The 23515-nt window shown below is 42.1% G+C and carries 19 protein-coding genes and 1 pseudogene; 16 read left to right on the top strand and 4 right to left on the bottom strand.

Annotated elements, in window-relative coordinates:
- Positions 1-39: 39 nt before the first annotated feature.
- The 9 genes from PGRAN_RS06555 (at position 40) to PGRAN_RS06515 (ending at position 6345) form a co-directional block, all read left to right on the top strand.
- Positions 40-1056, top strand: a complete 1017-nt coding sequence (locus PGRAN_RS06555) for a zinc-dependent alcohol dehydrogenase (protein ID WP_036066025.1) — start codon at positions 40-42, stop codon at positions 1054-1056.
- An 80-nt stretch (positions 1057-1136) separates the two neighbouring features.
- Positions 1137-1952 carry an AAA family ATPase gene (locus PGRAN_RS06550; protein ID WP_036066099.1) on the top strand — a complete coding sequence of 272 codons (816 nt, stop codon included), beginning with the start codon at positions 1137-1139 and terminating at the stop codon, positions 1950-1952.
- 15 nt (positions 1953-1967) lie between these two features.
- Positions 1968-2249 (top strand): hypothetical protein, encoded by a 282-nt coding sequence (locus tag PGRAN_RS06545; protein ID WP_051998455.1) that lies wholly within the window; start codon positions 1968-1970, stop codon positions 2247-2249.
- 15 nt (positions 2250-2264) lie between these two features.
- Positions 2265-2663, top strand: coding sequence for a hypothetical protein (locus tag PGRAN_RS06540; RefSeq protein WP_036066024.1), 399 nt, complete (start codon positions 2265-2267; stop codon positions 2661-2663).
- Positions 2660-3166 carry a hypothetical protein gene (locus PGRAN_RS06535; RefSeq protein ID WP_036066022.1) on the top strand — a complete coding sequence of 169 codons (507 nt, stop codon included), beginning with the start codon at positions 2660-2662 and terminating at the stop codon, positions 3164-3166. The genes PGRAN_RS06540 and PGRAN_RS06535 overlap by 4 nt, the downstream gene beginning before the upstream one ends.
- A 130-nt stretch (positions 3167-3296) precedes the next feature.
- Positions 3297-3629: a PadR family transcriptional regulator gene (locus PGRAN_RS06530; RefSeq protein ID WP_036066021.1), complete on the top strand. Its 333-nt coding sequence runs from the start codon at positions 3297-3299 to the stop codon at positions 3627-3629.
- 18 nt (positions 3630-3647) lie between these two features.
- On the top strand, positions 3648-4640 hold the full coding sequence (locus PGRAN_RS06525) for a pentapeptide repeat-containing protein (RefSeq protein WP_036066020.1): 993 nt from the start codon (positions 3648-3650) through the stop codon (positions 4638-4640).
- A gap of 14 nt (positions 4641-4654) precedes the next feature.
- Positions 4655-5587 (top strand): ATP-binding cassette domain-containing protein, encoded by a 933-nt coding sequence (locus PGRAN_RS06520; protein WP_036066019.1) that lies wholly within the window; start codon positions 4655-4657, stop codon positions 5585-5587.
- Positions 5584-6345 carry an ABC transporter permease gene (locus PGRAN_RS06515; RefSeq protein ID WP_036066018.1) on the top strand — a complete coding sequence of 254 codons (762 nt, stop codon included), beginning with the start codon at positions 5584-5586 and terminating at the stop codon, positions 6343-6345. The genes PGRAN_RS06520 and PGRAN_RS06515 overlap by 4 nt, the downstream gene beginning before the upstream one ends.
- 51 nt (positions 6346-6396) lie before the next feature.
- Here the strand turns inward: PGRAN_RS06515 and PGRAN_RS06510 are convergent, their stop codons facing one another.
- Positions 6397-7929, bottom strand: a complete 1533-nt coding sequence (locus tag PGRAN_RS06510; protein ID WP_036066016.1) for an AMP-binding protein — start codon at positions 7927-7929, stop codon at positions 6397-6399.
- A 279-nt stretch (positions 7930-8208) separates the two neighbouring features.
- Here PGRAN_RS06510 and PGRAN_RS06505 point away from each other — a divergent pair, with 279 nt between their 5' ends.
- Together PGRAN_RS06505 and PGRAN_RS06500 are read left to right on the top strand one after the other, a co-directional pair.
- Entirely contained in the window at positions 8209-8760 is a 552-nt protein-coding gene (locus tag PGRAN_RS06505) for a restriction endonuclease (RefSeq protein ID WP_036066015.1), read from the top strand.
- A gap of 19 nt (positions 8761-8779) precedes the next feature.
- Positions 8780-9718, top strand: a complete 939-nt coding sequence (locus PGRAN_RS06500) for a 5'-nucleotidase (RefSeq protein ID WP_036066014.1) — start codon at positions 8780-8782, stop codon at positions 9716-9718.
- Between the two features lie 60 nt (positions 9719-9778).
- Here the strand turns inward: PGRAN_RS06500 and PGRAN_RS06495 are convergent.
- Positions 9779-11192: pseudogene (locus PGRAN_RS06495) on the bottom strand (MFS transporter).
- A gap of 113 nt (positions 11193-11305) precedes the next feature.
- Between PGRAN_RS06495 and PGRAN_RS06490 the strand changes: the two are divergent.
- The gene (locus PGRAN_RS06490) at positions 11306-11695 is read left to right on the top strand and encodes an ester cyclase (protein WP_036066013.1); all 390 of its coding nucleotides are present in this window, start codon (positions 11306-11308) and stop codon (positions 11693-11695) included.
- Between the two features lie 177 nt (positions 11696-11872).
- On the opposite strand, the gene PGRAN_RS17490 is transcribed toward PGRAN_RS06490, so the two are convergent.
- Both PGRAN_RS17490 and PGRAN_RS06485 read right to left on the bottom strand, forming a co-directional pair.
- Positions 11873-11983: a putative holin-like toxin gene (locus PGRAN_RS17490; protein WP_277619712.1), complete on the bottom strand. Its 111-nt coding sequence runs from the start codon at positions 11981-11983 to the stop codon at positions 11873-11875.
- Between the two features lie 203 nt (positions 11984-12186).
- A complete protein-coding gene (locus PGRAN_RS06485; protein WP_036066012.1) occupies positions 12187-12906 on the bottom strand; it encodes a YebC/PmpR family DNA-binding transcriptional regulator in 720 nt (239 codons plus the stop codon).
- 444 nt (positions 12907-13350) lie between these two features.
- Here PGRAN_RS06485 and PGRAN_RS06480 point away from each other — a divergent pair, with 444 nt between their 5' ends.
- The 4 genes from PGRAN_RS06480 to PGRAN_RS06465 all read left to right on the top strand — a co-directional run.
- Complete coding sequence (locus PGRAN_RS06480; protein WP_051998454.1) at positions 13351-18966, top strand: SpaA isopeptide-forming pilin-related protein; 5616 nt, start codon at positions 13351-13353, stop codon at positions 18964-18966.
- Positions 18967-19177: 211 nt separating this feature from the next.
- Positions 19178-19516, top strand: a complete 339-nt coding sequence (locus PGRAN_RS06475; protein ID WP_036066010.1) for a zinc ribbon domain-containing protein YjdM — start codon at positions 19178-19180, stop codon at positions 19514-19516.
- Positions 19517-19582: 66 nt separating this feature from the next.
- Positions 19583-19771 (top strand): hypothetical protein, encoded by a 189-nt coding sequence (locus tag PGRAN_RS06470; RefSeq protein ID WP_036066009.1) that lies wholly within the window; start codon positions 19583-19585, stop codon positions 19769-19771.
- 543 nt (positions 19772-20314) lie between these two features.
- Positions 20315-23515 (top strand): Ig-like domain-containing protein (locus PGRAN_RS06465; RefSeq protein ID WP_036066008.1); only part of this gene is annotated, 3201 nt, incomplete at its 3' end.

Raw genomic sequence — 23515 nt, 5'->3', positions numbered from 1 at the left:
AAAACACATAAATAAAATAAGAAATGAGGAGAATGTCGTATGAAAGCAGCAGTTTATTATGGAAAAGAAGGTATTCGAGTAGAAGAGAAAGCGATTCCGCAGGTTGGTGAAAAGGACGTTTTAGTGAGGAATCTTAGAGCTGGTATTTGTGGAACGGATATTAATATTGTAAGAGGCGGCGCGGGGGACCGAGGAATTAGCATCGGCGCCGAGTTTGGGCATGAGATGGTCGGTGAAGTGGTTGAGATTGGCACGGCTGTGGCGAGTGAGGTTACGAAAGGGATGATCGTTGGGATTAATCCTGTGACGGCAAAACGAGCGGGACGTCGGCAGTCGCTTGAAGCATCGGGATTCTCAGAGTATGTGTTGATTGAAGACGCAGCGCTGAACTATAATTTGTATGATATGGGCGAGGATTGTTCGCTAGAATCGGCAGTATTAATAGAGCCGATGAGCGTTGGGAGACATGGGGCATTTCGCGCGAATCCAAAGCCAATTGATAAAATTGTCGTGTTGGGCGCGGGGCCAATCGGAATGTCTGCGGCAGCGAGCTTGATCGCAGAAGGATTTCCGAATGTCTGTGTGGTGGACACGAACGACTGGCGATTGAAGAAAGCCGAGCATCTTGGGGCGAGCGTTTTAAACACGATGAAGCAAGATTTAGCGCCAGGGTTAAGCGAGCAATTTGGTGAAGTAAATGTATATGGGCAAATGGTTCCTGACGTGGATGTTTTCATCGATGCAGCGGGTGCGCCAGTTTTGTTCGAGCAAGTGATGAAAATCGTTAAACCAGGCGCAAAAATCTCGATTATCGCGGTGTATAAGGATGAAGTGCCTGTGAGTCTGGCACAAGTGATGTCTAAAGAAGTTAGCATTCAAGGCGCGAGTGGCTACACAGATGGCGATATTCGCAAAGTGGTCGATCATATTATCAACAAGAAAACCGATATCGCGACGATGGTGACGCAAGTTTTTAAATTAGACGATATTGAAGAAGCCTTTCGTGTTGCGATTAAAGGCGAAGGAACGGTAAAAGTGATTGTTGATTTGACGTAAAAATGGATAAAATGAGCTACTCGGAATTTGGGTGGCTTTTTTGGTATAATGGGTTTAAAGCTAAAAAAGGAGTGCCGGCTATGCAATATGTCAGATGTTTCGAGTTGTCGAGTTGTTCTGTTACGAATCCGAATATTTATCCATACAACATTTTGCGTGGGAAATCGGGCGGGCTATTTATTTTTGATACTATCACCATTTTATACGGGAATAATGGCTCTGGTAAGTCGACATTGCTAAATCTCATGGCGACGAAGTTAGGTGTTGCAGGCGCTGAGCAGAACAAAGCGTGGAGTAAGATTGATTATTTTTCAAATTATGTAGCAGAAAGTAAGGCGAGTTATGGAACCACAGAAGATGGCACTCGTGACCTTGCGATTCCGGCGAATAGTCGCTATATTAAGAGTGAGGATATATTATATGAAGTGAAGAAAATCCAGCAAGAGGCGATTTTGCGTGAGGGTTATATGTATGAGCGCGGCCGGCTGGGGCAAACGAAAGAGGAAATCGCGGAGCATCGAGAATCTTATGCGATGAAAAAAGAAATCAAGCGCCTTCAGTTTGCGCAGGAGAAATATTCTAATGGTGAAACGGCGATGCAGATTTTTGAGGATTATATTATGCCGGATGGGTTTTATTTATTGGACGAACCGGAAAGCTCGCTGTCGCCGGAAAATCAAATGAAGTTGGCTGAAATTATCAATCAGGCAGCGCGATTTTTAGATTGTCAGTTTGTGATTGCGACGCATTCGCCGTTTTTATTGGGCGCGCTATCGGGGACGATTTATAATTTGGACCAGGACGGCTTGCAGACGTATGCTTGGACGGAGCTTGAGAATGTGCGGTTGTTGGAACGCTTTTTTCATGAACGGCAGGATGCGTTTCGTAAGCGCTGAGAGAAGAGATTTAATATGATAACAATGGTAAGTCATGGCTGGCGTGTGCATTCGGAAAAACGGGTGCGCATTTATCAAGAGGAAGACGGAAATCTTGCTATTTTTATGGATATGAAGGAATTTGGTGACCCTGCGCCACTTTTAATTGATTTGACGGACCAATCAGCAATCATCACATCGATGCCGCATTTGGTCGAAAAAGTAGCGGTGAAATTGGCAAAAGAAATCGTGATTACGTGGAACGCCGAACCTTTCAACTTATCAGCGACAGAAGGGATTTACGAAGATACTGAATAAAAGGAGAATGGTCATATGCAACCGGCGAAAGCAAAAGATCTGATCATGAAAGTCAACTGTTGGTTACTAATCGTATACTCTATCTTTCATGAGCAGGGAACGAAATTCGCTAGTTCTTGGCTGATTAACCTCATTCTTGACGCCTTCGTGTTTACAATGGAGATATTCTTGATTTTTAGTGTAGTTAGAATTATTACGGCGAGCCTTATTTTGAAGCAAAAGCGACTTTCTTTCCTATTCATTATCGCGATGTTTGTATGGGGAATCTGGATTTCAATCACCGCCATCATTTTTGTACCACTGCTCACAATCATAGCCTTAATCGGGAATATTGGTTTGTTCCTCCTCCTCATTTTTAGGAAGGAATACCGATTGCTTGTATTTACTAATTGGAAACGAGGATTCGACAGATGAAGAAAATAGTACCCCTTATTCTAGGCTTATTAATCCTTGCTGGGTGCGGCCTTTACACAGATATTGAGGAACAGGTAGAACAAACAACGCCAAAAATCACATTGAAATCAACGCCGAGCACCAAAATAAAAACCTCGAGAACGGACTTTCAGTGGAATGGTGCGACGGCCTCTGCGGAATACCCTGCACCGCAAGATTTTTTGAACTACCAAACAATCGTTCAAGTAAAGAACACGGAGAAAGTCCAAATCGTGGTTCAAGAGAAAGTGAAGGTAGGAATAATGGAATCGGCATATTTGAGTAATATGGTGCTAACAATGATTCCTGAATCTGGAGAAGACGTCATAAAAATTCCGCTGAAAGAGGTAGAATCGGGAATTTGGCAATTTCAAGTGCCGTCTAAACCGAGGAAATATATGTACACACTGAAAGAATTTTATAGTGCGGGGCTAGATATAAACTACTATGTCACCTACTATTTTGGTCTTGAAGTAGCGAGCTAACAGAAAATAATTTTTTTTAGCGTATACCTTGATTGGTATGCGTTTTTTGATGTGTGATAGTATCATGTTGAATCTATTACCTTGACTGTCATAGTAATGTGGTGTATATTATACTCATGGAGGCGATCACATGGCTGATAAAAAACTTTCCTCTGACCTACTGAGAGGACATACCGATACGATTATCTTGAAGTTACTGATGAGCGGCGATAAATATGGATATGACATTTTGAAATTGATTCATCTTAATTCAGACGGGGAATATGAACTGAAAGAAGCCACGATGTATTCCAGTTTGAAGCGTTTGGAGAAAGAGGAATGTATTTCTTCTTACTGGGGCGACGATGCTACCAAGGGTGGACGGCGAAAATATTATACATTAACCGAAAAAGGCGAGGAACTATACGCAGAAAATAAACGGCAGTGGGAATCGGCAAAACGCATTCTCGAACAACTATTATGAGGAAAGAGGTTAGGAAAAATGAATGAGAAATTAATTGGGTACATTGATGGGCAATTCAGTGCATACGAAGATACGGCCGAAATTAGCGAGCTGAAAGAAGAACTTGTGCATGATTTACAAGAGAAATACGGGGAGTTAGAGGAGCAAGGCTATGACACCGAGGAAGCATATGAGTTGACGATTCATTCGCTAGGTGATATTTCAGAGGTCATTGAAAGCATTGGTGTGAAGCGGAAGATGTCACTGGAAGATAATCCAGTTTGGCAAGAAATTGAAGAAGCGAAGCAACGTGCGGCGAACAATGACGGAACGATCAGAAGAAGAGTGCTAGAAGGCTTTAATTTTAGTAATTCTGATTTGAGAAATAGCCGGTTTGATGAGGGCGAATTTCGTAGTGTAAATTTTAAGCATTCTAATTTAGCTGGGGTTAATTTCGATCATCGGGTGTTTATTGATGCTAAATTGGACTATGTGAATCTAACTGGCGCTTCTTTTGAGCAGGCGGAGTTTCATAACGGTTCTTTAAAAGGTGTATACGCTAAAAAAGGTGAGGGATCGCCGAGCTTTAGAGGCGCTTTTATGCAAGGAGTTAATGTTTCGGTTGCCTTGCTAGTAGGCGCGGATTTTAGCTATGCGAATTTGGCTAACTCGAAATTTAATGCTTCTCAGCTTACACATACGTCGTTTGAAGGCGCGGATTTGACGTTTGCTGAATTGAAACAATCTGGTTTGAGCAAGACGAATTTTGCCAATGCGATATTTGACCAAACGGATTTCAGTTATTCTGATTTATCAAAAATGAACTTTGACGGTGAAGTGTTCAAAGGCACTATTTTCAGAAGCACAGGGCTTGTTGACGCGAGTTTTAGAGATGCGACGTTTGAGAATGTTTCTTTCAAGGGAAGTTATGTGAAACGCGCTGATTTCACTGGCGCAGTAATGGATACGGCATCTTATGAAAGCTTGAAAACCAATCGGAAAGCGGATCTTAGCGGAATCATTCTAATGTAAAGGAAGCGTGTAAAATGGTACAAAATACGATTTCTGTTAATAATTTGGAGAAGTCTTATAAAAATGTAGAAGTGTTGAAAAAAATCAGTTTCACCGTTGAAAAAGGAACGGTTTTCGCGTTATTAGGGTCAAACGGTGCTGGGAAAACAACCACAATTCGGATTCTAGCAACGCTTTTGAAGCCGGATGGTGGCGATGCGCAGATTTGTGACGCGGATGTTGTGAAACAGGGGAATTTAGTGCGCGCGGCAATCAGTTTAACTGGGCAAAATGCGGCGGTGGATGAGATTCTGACTGGGCGTGAGAATGTGCGATTGATTGCGAAATTACGGCATTTGCCAGATGCAGCGGGAATTGCGGACGAGTTGTTAGCGCGGTTTGGCTTGACGGATGCCGCAGATCGGGCGCTTTCAACGTATTCTGGTGGGATGAGACGGAGACTGGATCTTGCGATGAGTTTGGTCGGGAATCCGGAGGTAATCTTTTTGGATGAGCCTACAACGGGGCTAGATCCGCAGAGTCGTTTAGCGATGTGGAAAATTATTCGGGAGCTCGCGAGCAATGGAACAACGGTATTTTTGACGACGCAGTATTTAGAAGAAGCGGAGCAATTAGCGAATCAGATTGCCATTTTGAATGATGGTAAAATCGTGGCAAATGGGACGGTTGGTGAGTTGAAGCGGATGTTGCCGAACGGTCATTTGGAATTGCGTTTTGCAGAGGAAGGCGAGGTTATGGCGGCAAACGCGGCGCTGATTGACTTCAATCCGACTTTGAATGCGGGCGAGCAGTTGGTAACGGTAACGATTGATGGTAGCACGACACAACTAATGGCGATTTTAGGGAAGTTGGAAGCGGCGAATATCGCAGTGCTTGAGTTTTCGCAAAAATCGCCGACACTAGAGGACGTATTCCTCACAATTATCGATAGAAAGGGTGAAGCATGATGCGGAATAATTGGAATGATATGCAAGTAATGGTTGGGCGCAACATGAAGCATGCCTTTCGAAGTGCGGATACGATCATTACGACGATTGCGATGCCACTGATGATTATGTTGATGTTTGTATATGTTTTTGGAGGTTCGATTGATACAGGTTCGGAAAATTATATTAACTATGTCGTTCCGGGGATTATGTTTTTATGTATCGCGATGGGGACGACGTATACGGCGGTAAGGCTAAGCCATGATGTTACCACAGGAATTATTGACCGTTTCCACTCGATGCCTATTGCTAAATCGTCTATTTTGACAGGACATGTCGTGACGTCCGTTGTTTTCAATTTGATTTCGACGCTTGTGATTGTTTTGGTAGCGTTCCTTTTGGGATTCAGACCAGAAGCAGGATTTGTTGGCTGGCTCGTCGTTATTTTGATTTTGCTGCTGTTCACGTTGGCGATGACATGGATTGCCGTGATATCAGGATTGCTCGCAAAAAGCCCAGAAGGATCGGCTTCGTTTAGCTATCTCATCCTGTTGCTACTATTCATTAGCTCGGCTTTTGCACCAACGGATTCGATGAACAAAGTCGTGCGGGCGTTTGCGGAAAACCAGCCGATGACGCCAATTATTGAAAGTGTCCGTTCTCTGCTAGTTGGAAACGTGAATACCGGCGAAGTTTGGACGGCAATTGCTTGGTGCGGAGGGATTTTCATTATTGCGATGATAGCTTCGATGCAAATCTACAAGAGGAAAACAGAATAGCGAAAAAGGATAGCCATTTCAGTGAGACGAAGGGCTATCCTTTTTTCACGTCTAAATTTCGCTATTTTGAAGCAAACGTTCCAACTCTAAGCGCTGAATTTTCATCGTCGCCGTCCGTGGCATCGCATCATATTTCATGAGAATTGGTTCATTGAGGTGCGGTAAATCGGATACTTTTTTCCACCATAGATCCCAATTCATTTCCGCACGCTCATTCACCGCCACAATCGGCTGTGGACTCCCATTTTTGCCTCGAATAATCACGACTTCATCTAGAAAAGTCAGCTCATCAAGAAGGGCATCCTCAATCGCGAGTGTGCTGTCGATTTTATCAACGAGATCGACTTGGCGGTCAAGCAGGGAAAGGCCTCCGAGCCGACTTTTGACACCGTAATCGCCGCTATCCCACCAAGCGCCGTAGACATTTTCCTTAAAACGCGGGGTTTCTTTGTAATACGTCAGCGCCCGGCCTTTCGAGAACATCTGGATATTCCCGCTAACCCCGGCAGAAACTGGCTTTCCGTCCTGATCCACAATCCGAGCTTTCGTTAAACTAGGCATTCCAACGCCCATCGCACGCGCATTCGTCCGTTTGAGCGTGGACTTCGTATGGAAACGCATAATCATTGGTCCACACTCACTCTGCCCGTAAACCTGCAAGAAGACCGGTAAACGATATTTCGAACAACGCAAAAAAGTCGCCATCGTTTCCTTATTAATCGCGTCAAACGTGGAATGATAGTATTTCACGCTTTGGAAAACTTCCGGTTCCTCACGAGCAAGTGAAGCCCACTGCACAAAATGGTTCGGATGCGTTTCCAAAATCATCGGCGCGTATTCCGTCATGATTTTCGTTATGTTAGCCCGGCTTGGATTGGCGATTGGGAGTAGTGGAAAACCTTTCGCCATCAGCGATGAAATCCCGATATTGAATCGCGAATGCACTGGCGAAATATGAAAAGCGACGAGGCCTCGCTTCCGGATGAGGCTCAAAATGTTCTTTTGCCATTTCGTGCGCCAACCCATTGAGTTCGCCGAGTGTGCGATAAGTTTCGGAACCCCAGTCGTACCAGAAGTATGCGTCATGTAAGAAATCGTGTCAGGCGTGAGAAAATCTTGCTCACAAAGCTGATCAAAAGTCGTTGCGAGAATCTCCTCGACCGCGATTAATTTCGAAGCAGGCAGGTTTTTCAAACTTTGTGCTTTTGCCGCCGTATCCCCATCGAATATCATCCAAGGATCGTCCAGCCGCGCGACCAGAATGTCCATTGTTTCAGCAGGCAGGTGCGCAGAAATCATGATTGGAACCGCGCCGAGATAAGAAATAGCCACAGCTAAAAGATAGGTATCGAATTTGGCCGATTTATAAACGATGACCTTCTCGCCCTTTTTGACACCGATATTTTGAAGCTGAGCAGCCTTCGTGATGAGGGCATTTTTTGCATCATGGTATGTAGTCTGTAGCTGAAGTTCAGGGAAAGCCGTGAGAGGCTCGTCAAAGTAGATCGCCTGACCCGGAAAACGCTCCGCGGCTTGCGCGAAATTGGTATAGAGGTTTAGTGGTTTGTATTTGTTAATAAACATGGATGGGCGGTCAACTCCTTTTTTGGTTGTGATGGGGTAATTATAGCATTATTGTGAGGAGGTTTACAAAGTGTGAGTGAAATATAATTGTGGGAAATGTAGGATAATATTTCTTTTTTTGGTATAATGAGAATAAATTCTAGATTTTAATTGATGGGGGAATGGTGAACGTGGGATGGAATTTGTTTAAGAAATCTAAGAACATTAATTTTTTGTCTATGGATGGAGATAAAGATTATTACGTAGAATCAAAAGATGTGGCGAATCTGAATGAAATGAGTGGCGAGGATTTCGAAATTTTTTTTAAAAGACTTATTTATATATGCAGGTTATGATGCAGAGCTTACTCAAAAATACGATGATGGAATTGATATTATACTTACTCAGGGGCGAGAAAAGATTGCAATCCAAGCTAAAAGAATGGACCCATATAAAAACTATGATTTAGTTAATAAAGAAGTAGTAAATACCTTGATAAGTGGCGCTAGACGAAGAGGGATTGAAAAAACCTGTATTATTACAACAACTTTTTTTAGTGAGAATGCTCAAAAAATTGCCAAACAGGAAAAGATGGAACTTATAGATGGAAAGAAATTATATTATTTAATCGCGAAAATTAGACCTGAATTATTAGCAGAGGCTTATTTTGAAAGGTTGGGATATATAAAATGCCCAGAGTGTAGAAGTGGGATATTAAAGTTGAAGAAAAATAATAAGGTACAAAATTCTTTTCCTTTTATTGGATGTACTAATTTTCCTAAATGTAAGCATTCTATGAAAATTGCGGACTATAATTTGAAGTATGGCAAACAAAATTTGGATAAGGCTTGATAGCTAGAGAGGGTGTATGATGGCATTTGAACTTACAGATAAGTTAGTAATTGCAGTGGCTTCTAGTGCATTATTTGACTTAAGTGAATCCGATAAAGTATTTAGAGAAGAAAAGGAAAATGCATATAGAAGATATCAAAGGGAGAATGAAAATAATATTTTAGGAAAAGGTGTTGCTTTTGCGCTTATCAAGCGCCTTTTAGAAATAAATACAAAGGAAAAGCAACTAGTTGAGGTGATTTTACTTTCTAGAAATGATCCAGATACAGGATTGAGAGTTTTCAAAGCCATAGAATTTTATGGTTTAACTATTAGCCGGGCAATATTTGTCGCGGGTCAGAATCCATTTAAGTACATGGAAGCAATTAATGCCTCTCTCTTCTTGTCAGGAAATCTAGCTGATGTGAAAGAAGCCATTAAATATAATTTTCCAGCTGGGTATGTTAAGGATACAGACTATAAGGATGACGAAACAGAGAAAGAGCTTAGATTAGCTTTTGATTTTGATGGAGTAATTGTTGATGACGCATCAGAAACAGTTTATAAAAAAGGTGGAGGACTACTACCTTATCAAAAGCATGAGAGAGAACACGCTAATGAACTAATGGGAGAAGGGCCATTATTTCGCTTTTTAAAACAAATATCAGAAATTCAAAAGTATGAAATTACAAAATTTGAAGAGGATGACTCGTATAAACCGAAGATTAGAGTAGCTTTATGTACGGCTAGGAATGCACCAGCACATGAGAGAGTTATCAAAACGCTTAGGGAGTATGATATTCGAATAGATGAAGCATTCTTTTTAGGCGGGATAAACAAGAACAGTGTATTAAAAATTTATAAACCACATATCTTTTTTGATGACCAACTCGAGCATATTGATGATGTTGCCAAGTCATTCCCATCGGTACATATTCCATACGGTGTAGCGAATGAAAATGAGAAGGAACAGGATTAGATAACCCTTATTTCTATAGAAAACGGTTCATTCGCATCATGGAATGAACCGTTTTTCTAATCATATCTTCTTCGGCAATCTAAAAACCAACACAAAACAAACCACCAACAGCGCGATATTCACATACATACTCGTCTGCAAACCGTCTGAGAATGCCTTGGCTTGCGACACACCAGTTGCATCGCCGAGCGTTCTGAAAAATACTGAACCAACAACCGCAATCCCGAACGAGGAACCCACACGTTGCGCCGTATTAAACATTCCGCTGGCCCCGCCGCGCTCTGGCCCAACTACCGTCGAAAGCGTAAAACTGTTCAGTGGAGCAATAATCAAACCGCTTCCAAGTCCTGCAATCAATAACGGCAGCGCAAGCCACCAAGCTGAAAAAACAACCATCGTGCATCTGAAAAACAACGGAAACCGCTGATAATCCGATTATCACTAGCGCTACGCCGAGATGCAAGAGCCGCCGTCCAAGTTTCATAATAAACCGATTACTATTTGCCGCTGCAACGACACTCCCAATCGCAAACGGCGTAATGGCAAGCCCAGACGCAATCGCAGACTGACCAAAACCAGTTTGCCACGTCACCGAGAGAATGAAGAAAATACTCGTAAATGCTGCAAAATAAACCAATGAAAGCAACATTCCGGATACAAATGGCTGATTTTTAAGCAAATTGGGCGAAATTAAAGGCTGATTTCCGCGTTTTGCTTGCCGTACACTCCACCAATACAGTAACAGGAAGAAAGGTATGGAGGATGCCATCCACATATAATCGACGAATCGGAATCCATTCGAACCACGCGAAATAACCGGATATAGTAATAACATCAAAGCAAGCGTTAACCCGAGAACTCCAGGAATGTCGAATCGCACCTTCTCTGTAGGTTTTTGGTGTTTCGGCAAGTACAACATCGCCAGAACTAAGGTCACTAAAACAATTGGTACATTGACAAAAAACACAGCACGCCAACCATTATCAGGCCCAAATAACTCAATCAAGAATCCGCCTGCAAGTGGTCCAATCGCCGTTGCGACACCAATTACCGAGCCAAGTATCCCGAAGATTTTTCCGAGCTGTTTGCCGTGATACATGTCCATAATAACCGCGTTGATTTGTGGGAAGAATAATCCCGCTGCGAGCCCCTGTATTACCCGGGAAATAATCAAGCTTTTCTCCGTCTGCGCGTAGCCGGCCGTGATACTCATAATTAAAAATAGCAAAATCCCAAAGATATAAATATTTTTCCGACCGAAACGATCACCTAGCCGTCCAGCGAGAATCAGGACGACTCCAAACGCCAATGCGTATCCTGAAATAATCCACTCAATCGATTCACTTGTTGCATGAAGCGCGGTCGTGATGTCGGGTAGGGCGACATTGACAATCGTTGTATCTAGTAATGATATAAAAGCACCGAGCATGATAGAAACCAGTGCCAACGTTCTTCGTCTATCCGCTTTTTCCATTTTCGAACCCCCTTGTCTAATTAGTCTATTTCCCCCAAGCCAAATTCTAAACGCCTATTCGAAAGTATATGCTATAATCGATACAAAATCCAATATGTGAGAGGAGTTTTACGATGGTAAAAAGTGAAAAAGAGATTGTAAGCGAATTTTTCAAGATTGTACGTTCTGGAAAAGAAATAGAGCGTGCGTCGGAGTTTATGGCAGAAATGGTCATCGCGCATCAAGTGCAGGCTGAAAATGAATATAGTGTCACGCGTTCACCGCAAGACTATTCGAATCACGTGCAAGAAATGAAGGATTTGTATGGTGATTTCCTGTTAGAAGTACAGGAGGTATTGGCGGATGGTGCAAAAGTTTATGTTAGGTGGCGTCAAACAGGGAAGACGATTGATGGAAAAGAAACGATCGAGATTGCCAGCGCTGTTTATTTGGTGAGGAATGGGAAGATTGTTGAGTATTGGATTCAAATTGATCGTAAGGGGTTGGAATTGCAAAAGAATTAGAGATTCAATTTGAATGGAATAGATTTTAGTGTTGCAAAAGGAATGATGTATTGGTATAATGATATTGAAAAGAGAGCTATGCTAGTTACATAACTCTCCTAACAAGGTCACATTAAGAATGATTGGCCATTTTTGTAAAGATAAATTACTCAACAGCCTTCCATGCCAAAGAGTAGTTTATTTTTTTCGATTATTTTTCATGTAAGTTAACAAGGCAAGGGTGTACATTCCAAACAGAAGCATTAACTCTATTGCCGTACCAACGTCCACATTATCACCTCCACTCATATCGAATCGAATGAAGGGACAAACAATCATAGGCATCACCACGCAATCTTGCAAGGATTTAGCCAACTACTCATAACATTTACTTGTTAAACTCTATTCTACATTAAATGTTATTCAAAAACAACTCTATATGAATGGTTATAGAAATAAATAGACGCTATGTCTTTCTATCGAGACATAGCGCTTACTTATGTTTTCAGAGATTATTCTCCCAAATCCACATTATGATACACTTTTTGCACATCTTCCAAGTCTTCCAACGCATCTAGCATTTTCTCGAACTTCGCTAAATCGTCTTCTTCAAGTGCCACTTCATTTTGTGCAATCATTTCGATTTCGGCCACGGTGAACTCTTCAATACCAGCGGCTTTCAATACTTCTTGTACGCTATGGAAATCTTCTGGTTCTGCGTAGACAATCGCTTGGCCATCTTCATCCACCACATCGCGAACGTCCACATCTGCTTCCATCAATGTTTCAAGTAGCTCGTCGGCGTCTTTATCGGCAATGCCGAATACGGCGGTATTATCAAACATGTAAGCAACGGAGCCACTTACTCCCATATTGCCACCGTTTTTACTGTACGCTGAGCGCACATCTGCTGCGGTGCGGTTTACGTTGTTTGTTAAGGCATCCACAATAACCATCGAGCCATTGGGGCCAAAGCCTTCGTAACGCAATTCGGAGTAGTTCTCGTCGCCGGTACCTTTGGCTTTCTCGATGGCGCGGTCAATGATGTGTTTTGGAACATTGTATGTTTTGGCGCGTTCAATAACGAAGCGGAGTTTTTGGTTGGAATGGGGATCTGGATCGCCTTGTTTGGCGGCTACGTAGATTTCAACCCCGAATTTTGCGTAAATACGACTGTTATTTGCGTCTTTTGATGCTTTCTTTTCTTTAATATTTGCCCATTTGCGGCCCATATTACCACTCTCTTTCTGATTAGGAGTTTTCAGTTACTATGTCCCATTATAAATGTATTGCCGCGATTTGTTAAGTGCCAGACAGAATTATTTGTAAAAAGTAATTTTATTCCTTACCAAAAACCGATTTTTCAAACTGATTCCAAATACCTAATTTAGTGAAAAATAATTTTAAAGAAAGCGGATACAATAGGTTTTTTTGATAGATAAACGGCTAAATGTGGCGAAAATGTGACAGAAATTCAATAAAAGTTATATATGATTAAAAAATGTTACTAAATCATCATTTTGTGATTTACCTCTAGTTTTTAAGAAGGTTTCAGTGTACACTTGCGATATTGTGAATATGAGGTGCAATGTTTTCTTTGTTCATGCGGGTTGAGGTATTATTGATTAAGCTTGGTCATGTGTTTTAGGAAAGATTGTTTCATTGGAGGGAGAACGATGATGAAAAGGGTATTTAGTCTTTTCGCGGCGCTTCTTTTGATACTGCAAATGATTTTACCGCAATTGGTTACGGCACAGACAACTGAAGATACAAAAGAGGTAGACGGCGTTACGCTATTGAACACTGTTGTGAATAATGACACAAATGGAGCGGGTACATATAAACTCGGCGGACGTGTAGTGAATCACTCGGATAAGGAGATACTTGGGACGATCAAGGTTTCTGAAAATGTGCTTGTTTCAGCATTTGAGAATCGTGTGGTTTTGGATGGGGAACAGAAGATTATCGGGAATTACGATGTGAAAAATAATACGATTAGTTTTTTGATTCCAGCTCAGGTAGATACTATTTTTAATTTTCAATTAAATGGTGAATTACTGGGAGACGCAAAAACGGGAACGGTGACTTTTTCGGATGGAATAAGGACGATTTCGAAAGAGATGACGAGGCCGGAAGTGGGGCGGAAAGTTCCGGAAAAATCTAATGCTACTTTGGTGGCGCCGCTTGTAAAGGAAGGACCGCAAGATCTGAAGGGTATTTTTGCTACGCTCGGTTATCCGGAGAAGGAGCGCTCGATTTTAGCTGATATGGTTGTAACGTATAAAGATCCGGACGGGAATGTTGTGACAGAGCCGACTGTGGAGGATTCTATTCTATTTTCATTTGATTGGAAAATTCCGGATGATGTTGGCGCGCTAGTGAACGAAGGGGATTTTTATACGTTTAAGTTACCAGATAACATAAAAATTTCTAAAAATATGATCATTAATTTAGATGAGTATGGATCGGCAAAGGTGAATATGGATGGAACGGTGACGATCACGTTTACAGATGCGGTGAAGGGGAGTTCCGAGGTTAGAGGAACGCTTAACTTTAACGCAGGGTTCAATGAGAATGGGATTGATGGGCCGGGCGATATGATTATTAAGATTCCAGATGAAGTGAATTTGCCGTCGACAGAGGTTATGATTAAGCCAAAGCCGGGATCGACAATTGATAAGGGTGGTCATTTTGATAAGGTGCAGAATCCGAATCGGGTGATCTGGCATGTGGATGTGAATAAAAGTCTTGATAAGCTGCTGAATGCGCATGTGACAGAGGCGTTTCCGGAAGGTTTGACGTACGAGTCTGTGCAGGTTTATCAGGTGGATGTTGATTTGCACGGGAATGTTGTGGCGGAAAGTGAGAAGTTGGTTACGACGGGATATGTGGTGGATCAGGATGGGAACGTGACATTCACAGATCCGATTAATCATGCGTATCGCTTGATATACAATACATTGATTAATGAGGATCAAAAATCACTGGATGGTGGCACAGTTTCGTTTAAAAATAAAGCGACTCTGTCGAGCGATGATGATCCGGAAGGTTTGACGGCGTCTGCTACTGTGGATGCGTCATATGGCAAAATACTCACGAAGTCTTCCACTAACTATGATTCGGATAAGCAAACCTTTGAATGGACGGTTAAATATAATTATGGTGAAAAACATATTGCGCAAAAGGATGCGGTGATCAAGGATACTTTTGGCTCAGATAGAATGATTTTGATCGATACTTCGGCGAAATTGCATACCGTTACTTTTGACCAAGATGGAAGAGAGATACAAGGTGCGCTGCTTGTTGTGGGTGTAGATTATGAGCTTGTGAAAACCGCAACTGGTTTTGAAATCCGCTTTTTGCATGATGTGGATAGTGCAGTGAAAATTAAATATAAAACAGGGATTTCTGGTACGGTAGATGAAAATATAAATGTTTCGAATCGGGTGGACATAGATACAGGGCAGACTGGTGGTTCTTCGGGTACATTATATCAACAAAATCTCGTTAAAAAACTTGCTTCGGTAGATTATGAAAATAAGAGGGCTTCTTGGACGATTGATGTCAATAAAAATCATTATGTGATGAAGAATTGGGAGCTTACTGATACATTGAGTAATGGTCTGAAGCTGCTTCCAGAATCGCTAAAGGTTTACGATGTGGACGGGGATCGTGCGTTGGTCGAGGGTACGGATTATGAATTTGTATACGATCAGCAGGCTAATATTTTTAAGATTGCTTTTTTGAATGATTATAAGGCGGAGACGAAGCATCAGTTTAAGATTTCGTATGACACGGTATTTGATACGAATGCGAGTTGGCATGGTTCGAAAACGGGGACGTTTAAAAATAGTGTGACAGGAACTTGGTTAGATGAGTTTGATAAACCGCATACGAGTGATGATGAGGTTGTTTTTAACCCGAATAATCCGACGAAATATAATGGTTTTAAACAGGGGTCGTATAACGCGAGGTCTGGTCTGATTACTTGGACGATTGGGATTAATTATGATGGTAAACCGCTTGATAATGCTAAGATTGTGGACCCGATTTTAGGGAATCAGCAATATGTACCGAACTCTGTCAAAATTTATCATTATTCGGTGAATCCAGACGGTTCGATTGTGAAGGGTGCGGAGATTGAGGATCATTCGGATTTTGTGATTAATGAGCCGTCGAAGCGTAATCAGGAGACGTTGACGGTGAACTTTCCGGACGGGAAGGTTGCGCAGTATTTAGTGGAATTTGAAACGAGTGTGAAAGGGCAACTGGTTTCGGCGAATTATAAGAATGACGCGGTTTTCAAAAATGATTCGTATCCGGATCGGACGCTCAGTGCGGATGTGTCGGTGAAGCATGGCGGTAAGCTCGCGCTGAAATCTGGGGAGCAGGATGATGACGGGTTTGTGAACTGGTCGGTTACGGTGAATCCGAGTCTTTCGCAGATGGATGATGTTGTTGTGACGGATCGCCCATCGACGAATCAGACGATTGATCTGGATTCGCTTGTGGTGCATGGCACGATGGTGAGTGTGGATGGGACGCTGAGTGTGAATCCGCACGAAACGCTTATTCGTGATGAGGATTATACGGTGGGGCTCACGACGGATAATGAGACGGGGCAACAGGAGCTGAAGGTGCGTTTTATCGGTGAAATCGATGCGGCTTATGTGATTCAGTATCGCACGATGGTGCTCATGACGGGGAGCCGAGATAAGGTTTCTAACAATGTCAAAATCACTGGGAATCATAAGGAGGAAGTAACTGGCGGGGACGGTACCGAACTTGATGTTGTTGTTTCTGACGGCGGCGGTACCGCGGTTGGAACGAAGGGCAGTATTTCTTTCCAAAAGGTCGATGGAAATGGTCAGGTGTTGCGTGACGCCGAGTTCCAACTTTTGGACAAAAATAATCGTGTCGTAATGCGTGATGGCGAAGTGGATGAAAATGGTAAACTGACGTTTGGTAATTTGCCATATGGGACATATGTTTTAAAAGAAGTGAAGGCACCGGCGGGATACACAGTTTCGGATGAGCTCGCGCAGGGCAAGAAGGTGACGATTTCTAGGGCGACGAGCCGAGCGGATATTGTGCAAGAAATTGTCAATACGCCGAATAAGGTGACGCTTGTGAAGCAGGATGAGGCGGGCCAAGCCTTGTCGGGAGCGGTGTTCAAGCTACAATGGCAAGTTGGGACGGACTGGTTGGATATTCGTTCGGATGAGACTTTCAAAACGGGCACTGATGGCAAACTTGTTATTGATGGTTTACTCCCGGCGAATTATCGAATGATTGAAACGGATGCGCCGCAAGGGTTTATCATTAATTCAGAACCGGTTCCGTTTGTCGTCGCAGAAGATAGTAATGGACAAATTGCGGATGTGACGGTAGGTCCTTTTGTGAATTATCAAGGTAGTATCGCGTTTATGAAGCAGGACGAGACTGGTCGGGCGCTTGCTGGAGCTGAGTTTGAGTTGAAAGGTCAGTCGGGAACGGTGCTTCAGATACTGAAATCGGACGAGTCTGGTCAGGTGAGCGCGACAGGTTTAGCACCAGGTGTATACACAGTTATGGAAACGAAGGCGCCAACGGGTTACACGTTAAATACGAAGTCACTCGAGTTTGTGATTGCTACTGCAGTGGACGGAAAGCCAGCGGTGAAAACATTAGCTAATTTTACGAACTATCAAGGTAGCGCGACGCTCGTGAAAAAGAATGATGGCGGCGATTTACTAGCGGGAGCGGTTTTCAAAGTGGTGGACGAAAATGGTGTAACTGTACGAGAGAATTTAGTAACGAATGAGGCTGGGGAAATCCATGCACGCGATTTAGCGCCAGGGACGTACCAATTTGTAGAGGTGAGCGCACCGACTGGATATTTGGTGAACACGACGCCAGTGGCATTCACGATTGCAGATAAAGCACACGGAAAACTAGAGGCGGTTCAAAAAACATTCACGGATTACCAAGGTCGTTTTGAATTGCGAAAAGTAAATAGTGATAATGAGCCCTTGTCAGGTGCGGTATTCGAGCTGCGGAACGAGGATAGCGACACAGTGAAGACGATAGTGACAGGTGAGGATGGGCTCGTTGCTGCGACAGATATTGCGCCGGGTCAGTACACATTAGTCGAAGTAAAGGCGCCGACGGGTTACATTTTGAATAGCTATCCGATCGCATTCGAGATTCCAGAATCAGCGCCGGACGTGCCTACCACAGTAGACTTAGGTAATTTTACGAATTTTAAAGGGAAAGTGGCATTGGTGAAGCAAGGTGAGGACGAAGAGGTCTTGGCGGGCGCTGAATTTACGATTTATGATATCGATGGAAAAGTGGTTGGGAAGCCAGTTGCAGCCTCCGATGGTCGCGTGGATTACGGCGATTTGGCACCAGGCTACTACAAAATTGTCGAAACGAAAGCGCCGCACGGCTATATTATCAACACCAATCCGATTTATTTTACGATTTTAGATACGTACCCAGGGAATCCGGATTTGATGGATACAGGTCATATTACGAATTATCAAGGTAAAATCGAGTTTCGCAAAACGGATGAAACGCATCACGGTTTGGCAGACGCGAAATTTAAGCTCATCAATCGGACGACTGGAGAAACGCTACAAACGGACATAATTTCGGGAGAAGATGGTGGTGTCACGTTGGCTAACCTCCATCCTGGTGCATATCAACTCATTGAAATGGAGGCGCCACATGGTTATATTCTAAATACAGCGCCGATGAATTTTACAATTAAGCGTGATTTGTTAGGAGCGCCAGAAGTCGTTCAGCTCGGCGATTTCATCAATTATCAAGGCTCTGTTGTCCTAACGAAAACGGATGATTTCGCGAATCCGCTAGCAGGCGCGACATTCGATTTACTCGACGACAAAAAACAAGTGATTGCAACGAATCTCACCTCCGATTCAGAAGGCGAAATAAAAGTAGGCGAGCTAGCACCAGGTGATTACTACTTCATAGAAACCAAGGCACCAAGCGGTTATGAGAAAAAGGCTACACCGATTCCGTTTACAGTTACAGCAGAGGCGGCAGGTAAACCAACAGCGATTCAACTACAATTCGCCAATCAAAAAACACCTACAAAATTGCCACCAGTCGAGCACAAAGAGGACCATAAAAAAGATAATAAAGTGGCTCATCCAAGTAAACGACCAATGACGCCTTCAAAAGATACTAAACTTCCAGAAACAGGTGATAACCAATCAGAGTCGATCTTGTTTATGATGATGGGCGCCTTACTTCTTGCAGGCTGGTTCAGAATGAATAGAAAATAAGGATTAGGTTGTCCCAGCCCTTTTTTAGATCGATTAAAGAGTAGATGATGGAATGCCAGACGCGGCGTTTTTTGAATGACGTACGACATCGAATTAGCCAACTTGCGATATTATTTTTGAACGGGTTGAAGAAAGAAATCGCCGCGGCATGGAGTTCCTCACGATTTTGTACTATAATAGAAGTATAAAATCGAAATGGAGGAACTAAAATATGGCTGATTTGCCAAAATGCCCAGAATGTAATTCAGAATACACGTACGAAGATCGCGGTCTATTTATTTGTCCAGAATGTGGTCACGAGTGGTCTGCTGAGGCGGCTGAAGCAAGTGATGACGCGAAGGTTGTCCGCGATTCTAACGGGAATGTTTTAACAGATGGCGATTCTATCACGGTAATAAAGGACTTGAAAGTAAAAGGAAGTTCATCCGTGGTCAAAATTGGAACAAAAGTAAAAAACATTCGTTTAGTCGACGGCGATCACGATATCGACTGCAAAATTGATGGTTTTGGACCAATGAAATTAAAATCGGAGTTTGTGAAGAAGCTTTGATTTTTTCTGTAATTCGAAAGGCGCTTACTTATTTTAGGTGGGCGCTTTTTAATTGGAGGTGGAGAAATGAGATATATAAAATCACAGATGAAACAACTAGTGAGAGAAGATGTGCGTTTACAGCAGAAACTGAAGCAATTGATGGTGGAACATGATTTAGAGAAAAGTTTTGCATTGAAGGCGTTGTATCATGCAGAGGTCGCTGATAGCGGAAAATACATGGAAGCCTATCGCGAACTAGATGATTTAAAATAATTTATTTGGCCCGATTCTACCGCAGAATCGGGTTTTTAGTAAAATAAATAAAAAAAGTTAGCTGTTTTTTTATACTATAGCCAGACTGTGGGCTACAACGTCAACAGTCACGGATTAATTTTTAAAAATTTGATCAATCTGTGCGTAAACGGAGGTGAATTAATCGTACATTTACTAGTGATAGCTTCCTCACCCTCCAGTTTAAGAGCAATACCTAGATCGGAACGTTACATTCAATACTGTTTCTGTCACTAAAATCAAAACTTGAAATCTCTTTTTTTTTTGGCGTGTAAAAAATGTTCACAAAATACATAGATAAACTCTAGAAATATGGAATTGCATAGTTTTTAATTATACTACAATGGTAAATGGAAGGAGATTACACACGATAAAATATAAGAAATCATTAAAAGTGGTAATAACAGCTTTTGATAATAGTTCGATAAATTCATTTAAGTATGGATTAATAAATGAATTCAATCGAAAATATAGTTGCATAACTATACAATAATACTAATTTAAACAAGAGGAGGACATTTATTAATGTCAACGAAAAAAAATATCATCAGAAAAAGTGGAACAATCGTTTTAGCAACCGTATTGGTTGGGAGCTCATTACTAAGCACATTACCAGTTAACGTATTTGCAAGTGAAGCTGCACTTAAAAACGCAGCGTTAAAGGTAGCGCCTGCTAATGCAACAGAGGTAGCAACGTTTGCAGAATTCAAGGCAGCGTTATTAAATACAAATGTAACAGATATTAAATTAACAGCGGATTTCAAAGTAACGGCAAGCTTCAACTTCACAACGCAAAAGAATTTATACGGTAATGGACACACTATTGATATGAACTTTGCCAAAATAGGAATTGCCAAAGCAGATTCAGTCAATCGCGTGGAAGATTTAACAATAACGAATCAAAATATTTATCCGTTATTCTGGTCAGAACATAAGGGTGTAGAAGTTACGTATAAAGATGTAAATTCTAGCGGTAAACAATTTGTGTATAACGCTTACGGTACAACAGTATTAGAAGGAAACATTACAGCAAGCGCGACATTAGAAGAAGTCTATCAAGGAACAACCTTCATTATTAAAAACGGTGCAAAAGTTGATTTCTCATCTACGTCTTCATGCCCTGCTATTCGTTTGTACGGCAGTTTAACACAAGAAGCAAACTCGGATTTGAAAGTAAATTCGAAAGAGATTGCTGTTTATGGTCATTATAACAACACTCAAATCTCTGTAGCAGGAAATATGGACTTAACTTCTACAAATAGACAAGCAATCTATACAGCAGGTTCAGGCGGTAACATGATCGTTAAAACAGGAGCTAAATTCAAAGCTAGCGCAGGAGATTTGATTGAAGAAGGTATTTCCATTACAAGCGGTAACTTGACGGTTCAAACTGGCGCGGATTTTGTTGCGACTTCAACAGGTAAACAAGGAACAGTGCAAACAGGCGGTAAATTAGTATTTGAGAACGGTTCGAATTTTGCCATTACAAATACGAACTCTGTTGGTTCTGTTTTTGCCAACTATGCAGGAAATTCAACAAACATCAATATTAATTCCGATAAAGGATTATCAACATGGGATTCAGGTTTAATCAACAATGAATTACCAACGCATAACTACAACAACTTCACAACAGCAACTTTTGACTTATCAGGATGGGCAAAAGGCAACTTGAGTCAAAAGAAACTAACTTCAAATAGCGAGCAATTCCAAGCACAATTCGTAAGTAAAACAACAGCGAAACTTTTCGGTGGTAGCTATACATTAACGAATATCGCACAAACTACCATTGAGGAACTTACAACAGATTCAACAATCGCAACTGGTGTAGCAGAGCCAAACGCAACAATCGTTATCAAGAATGCTGCAGGAGCCACTATAGGGACAGGGAAAGTAGGATCAGATGGTTACTACAGCGTTATTATTCCGAAACAAGCAGTAGGGACGAATGTAACAGCAACCGCTACTTCTAACGGTATTAATTCTTCAGCAACAACGACAGTAAAACAAGTATCAATTGCACAAACAACGATTGCATCTCTAACAACAGATTCAACAACAGCAACAGGAACAGCGGAACCGGATGCAGCTATTGAAATTAGAGCAAATGGTGAAGTTATCGGTTCTGGAAAAGTAGGATCAGATGGCAAATACAGCATTACCATTTCACAACAAGACGTGGGCACACGAGTAACAGCAACGGCAACAAAAGGAGCGGCAACATCTTCAGCGATAACAACAGTTACACAAGGTGACCTTGCACAAACAACAATTTCAGCTTTAACAACAAAATCGACGATAGCAGAAGGAACAGCAGAACCTAACGCAGCTATTGAAATCAAAAATAATGCGGGCGATGTACTTGGAGCTGGTCGTGTTGGATCAGATGGCAAATATAGCATCACCATTCCTAAGCAAGTAGCTGGAACAACTGTAACAGCGACAGCAACATCAAATGGTAAAACATCAACTGCGCAAACAACAGTTATTCGTGGTGAAATTATTGATACAACAATTAACAAGGTGACAACAGAATCAACAACAGCAACAGGAACAGCAGAGCCTAACGCAACACTTGTTGTAAGTGATCAAGATGGTAAGCAACTCGCAACAGGCCGCGTAGGTTCTGATGGAATTTACAGCTTGGTGATTGCCAAACAAGCAGAAGGAACAGTTATCACGGCAACAGCTTCTTTAGCAGAATTTACATCTACCGCATCAACAATCGTGGTACGTGATGGCATTGATCAAACAACCATTAACACACTTACGACAGAATCAACATCTGTATCAGGACTAGCAGAACCAAATGCAACAATCGTTGTAAAAGACCAAGATGGCAAACAACTTGCAACAGGTCGCGTAGGTTCTGACGGAATTTACAGCTTAACGATTGCCAAACAAGTAGAAGGAGCAGTTATTACAGCGACGGCTACTGCTAATGGTAAAACATCGAATGCAAGCACAACCGTTGTACGTGATGGTATTGACGCGACAACAATCAATTCGCTAACAGCTGATGCAACAATAGCAACAGGAACAGCAGAGCCAAACGCTGCGATTGTCATCAAAAATACAGCAGGAACAACAATCGGATCAGGAACAGTAGGATCAGACGGTAAATATAACATCACAATTCCAAAACAAGCAGAAGGAACAGTCGTAACAGCAACAGCTTCAAAAAGCGGCAAAACAGCGAGTGCGTTTACAACCGTAACAGCAGGCCAAGCTATTGCAAAAACAACGATTAATGGCATCACATCAGAACAAACAAGTGTAACTGGAACAGGGGAACCAGGCGGAACCGTTGTCATCAAAAATGGTACTACCCAACTAGCAAGCGGAACAGTAGCAGCGAACGGAGCTTATACGGTTACGATTCCAAAACAAGCCTACGGATCGACAGTGACAGCAACTGTTACAAAAAATGGGAAAACGTCTTCAGCAAGTACAGTAGTAACACAAGAACAACCAGCACATAGCGGTTCGCTAACAGCGAATGATTTCACAGTAAGTGGCGACAAATATATCACCGGAGCATACTCTGGCGATGTAGCTAAAATCTCCATGTTCCAAAACGGAACCGAATTCAAAGGCGCAGCAATGAAAGACGGCGAATTCAGCTTCTACGCAGCAGATAAGAAAATCAAGAAAACAGATGAAATCATCATGGTTGCCTACGATAAAAACGGTGACGAACTAGCTAGACAATTAGTGAAATTTGTC

Source organism: Listeria grandensis FSL F6-0971 (assembly GCF_000525835.1).
Classification (GTDB): Bacteria; Bacillota; Bacilli; order Lactobacillales; family Listeriaceae; genus Listeria_A; species Listeria_A grandensis.
The sequence above is the reverse complement of the archived record's forward strand: the minus strand, read 5'-3'. Positions and strand labels throughout refer to the sequence as shown.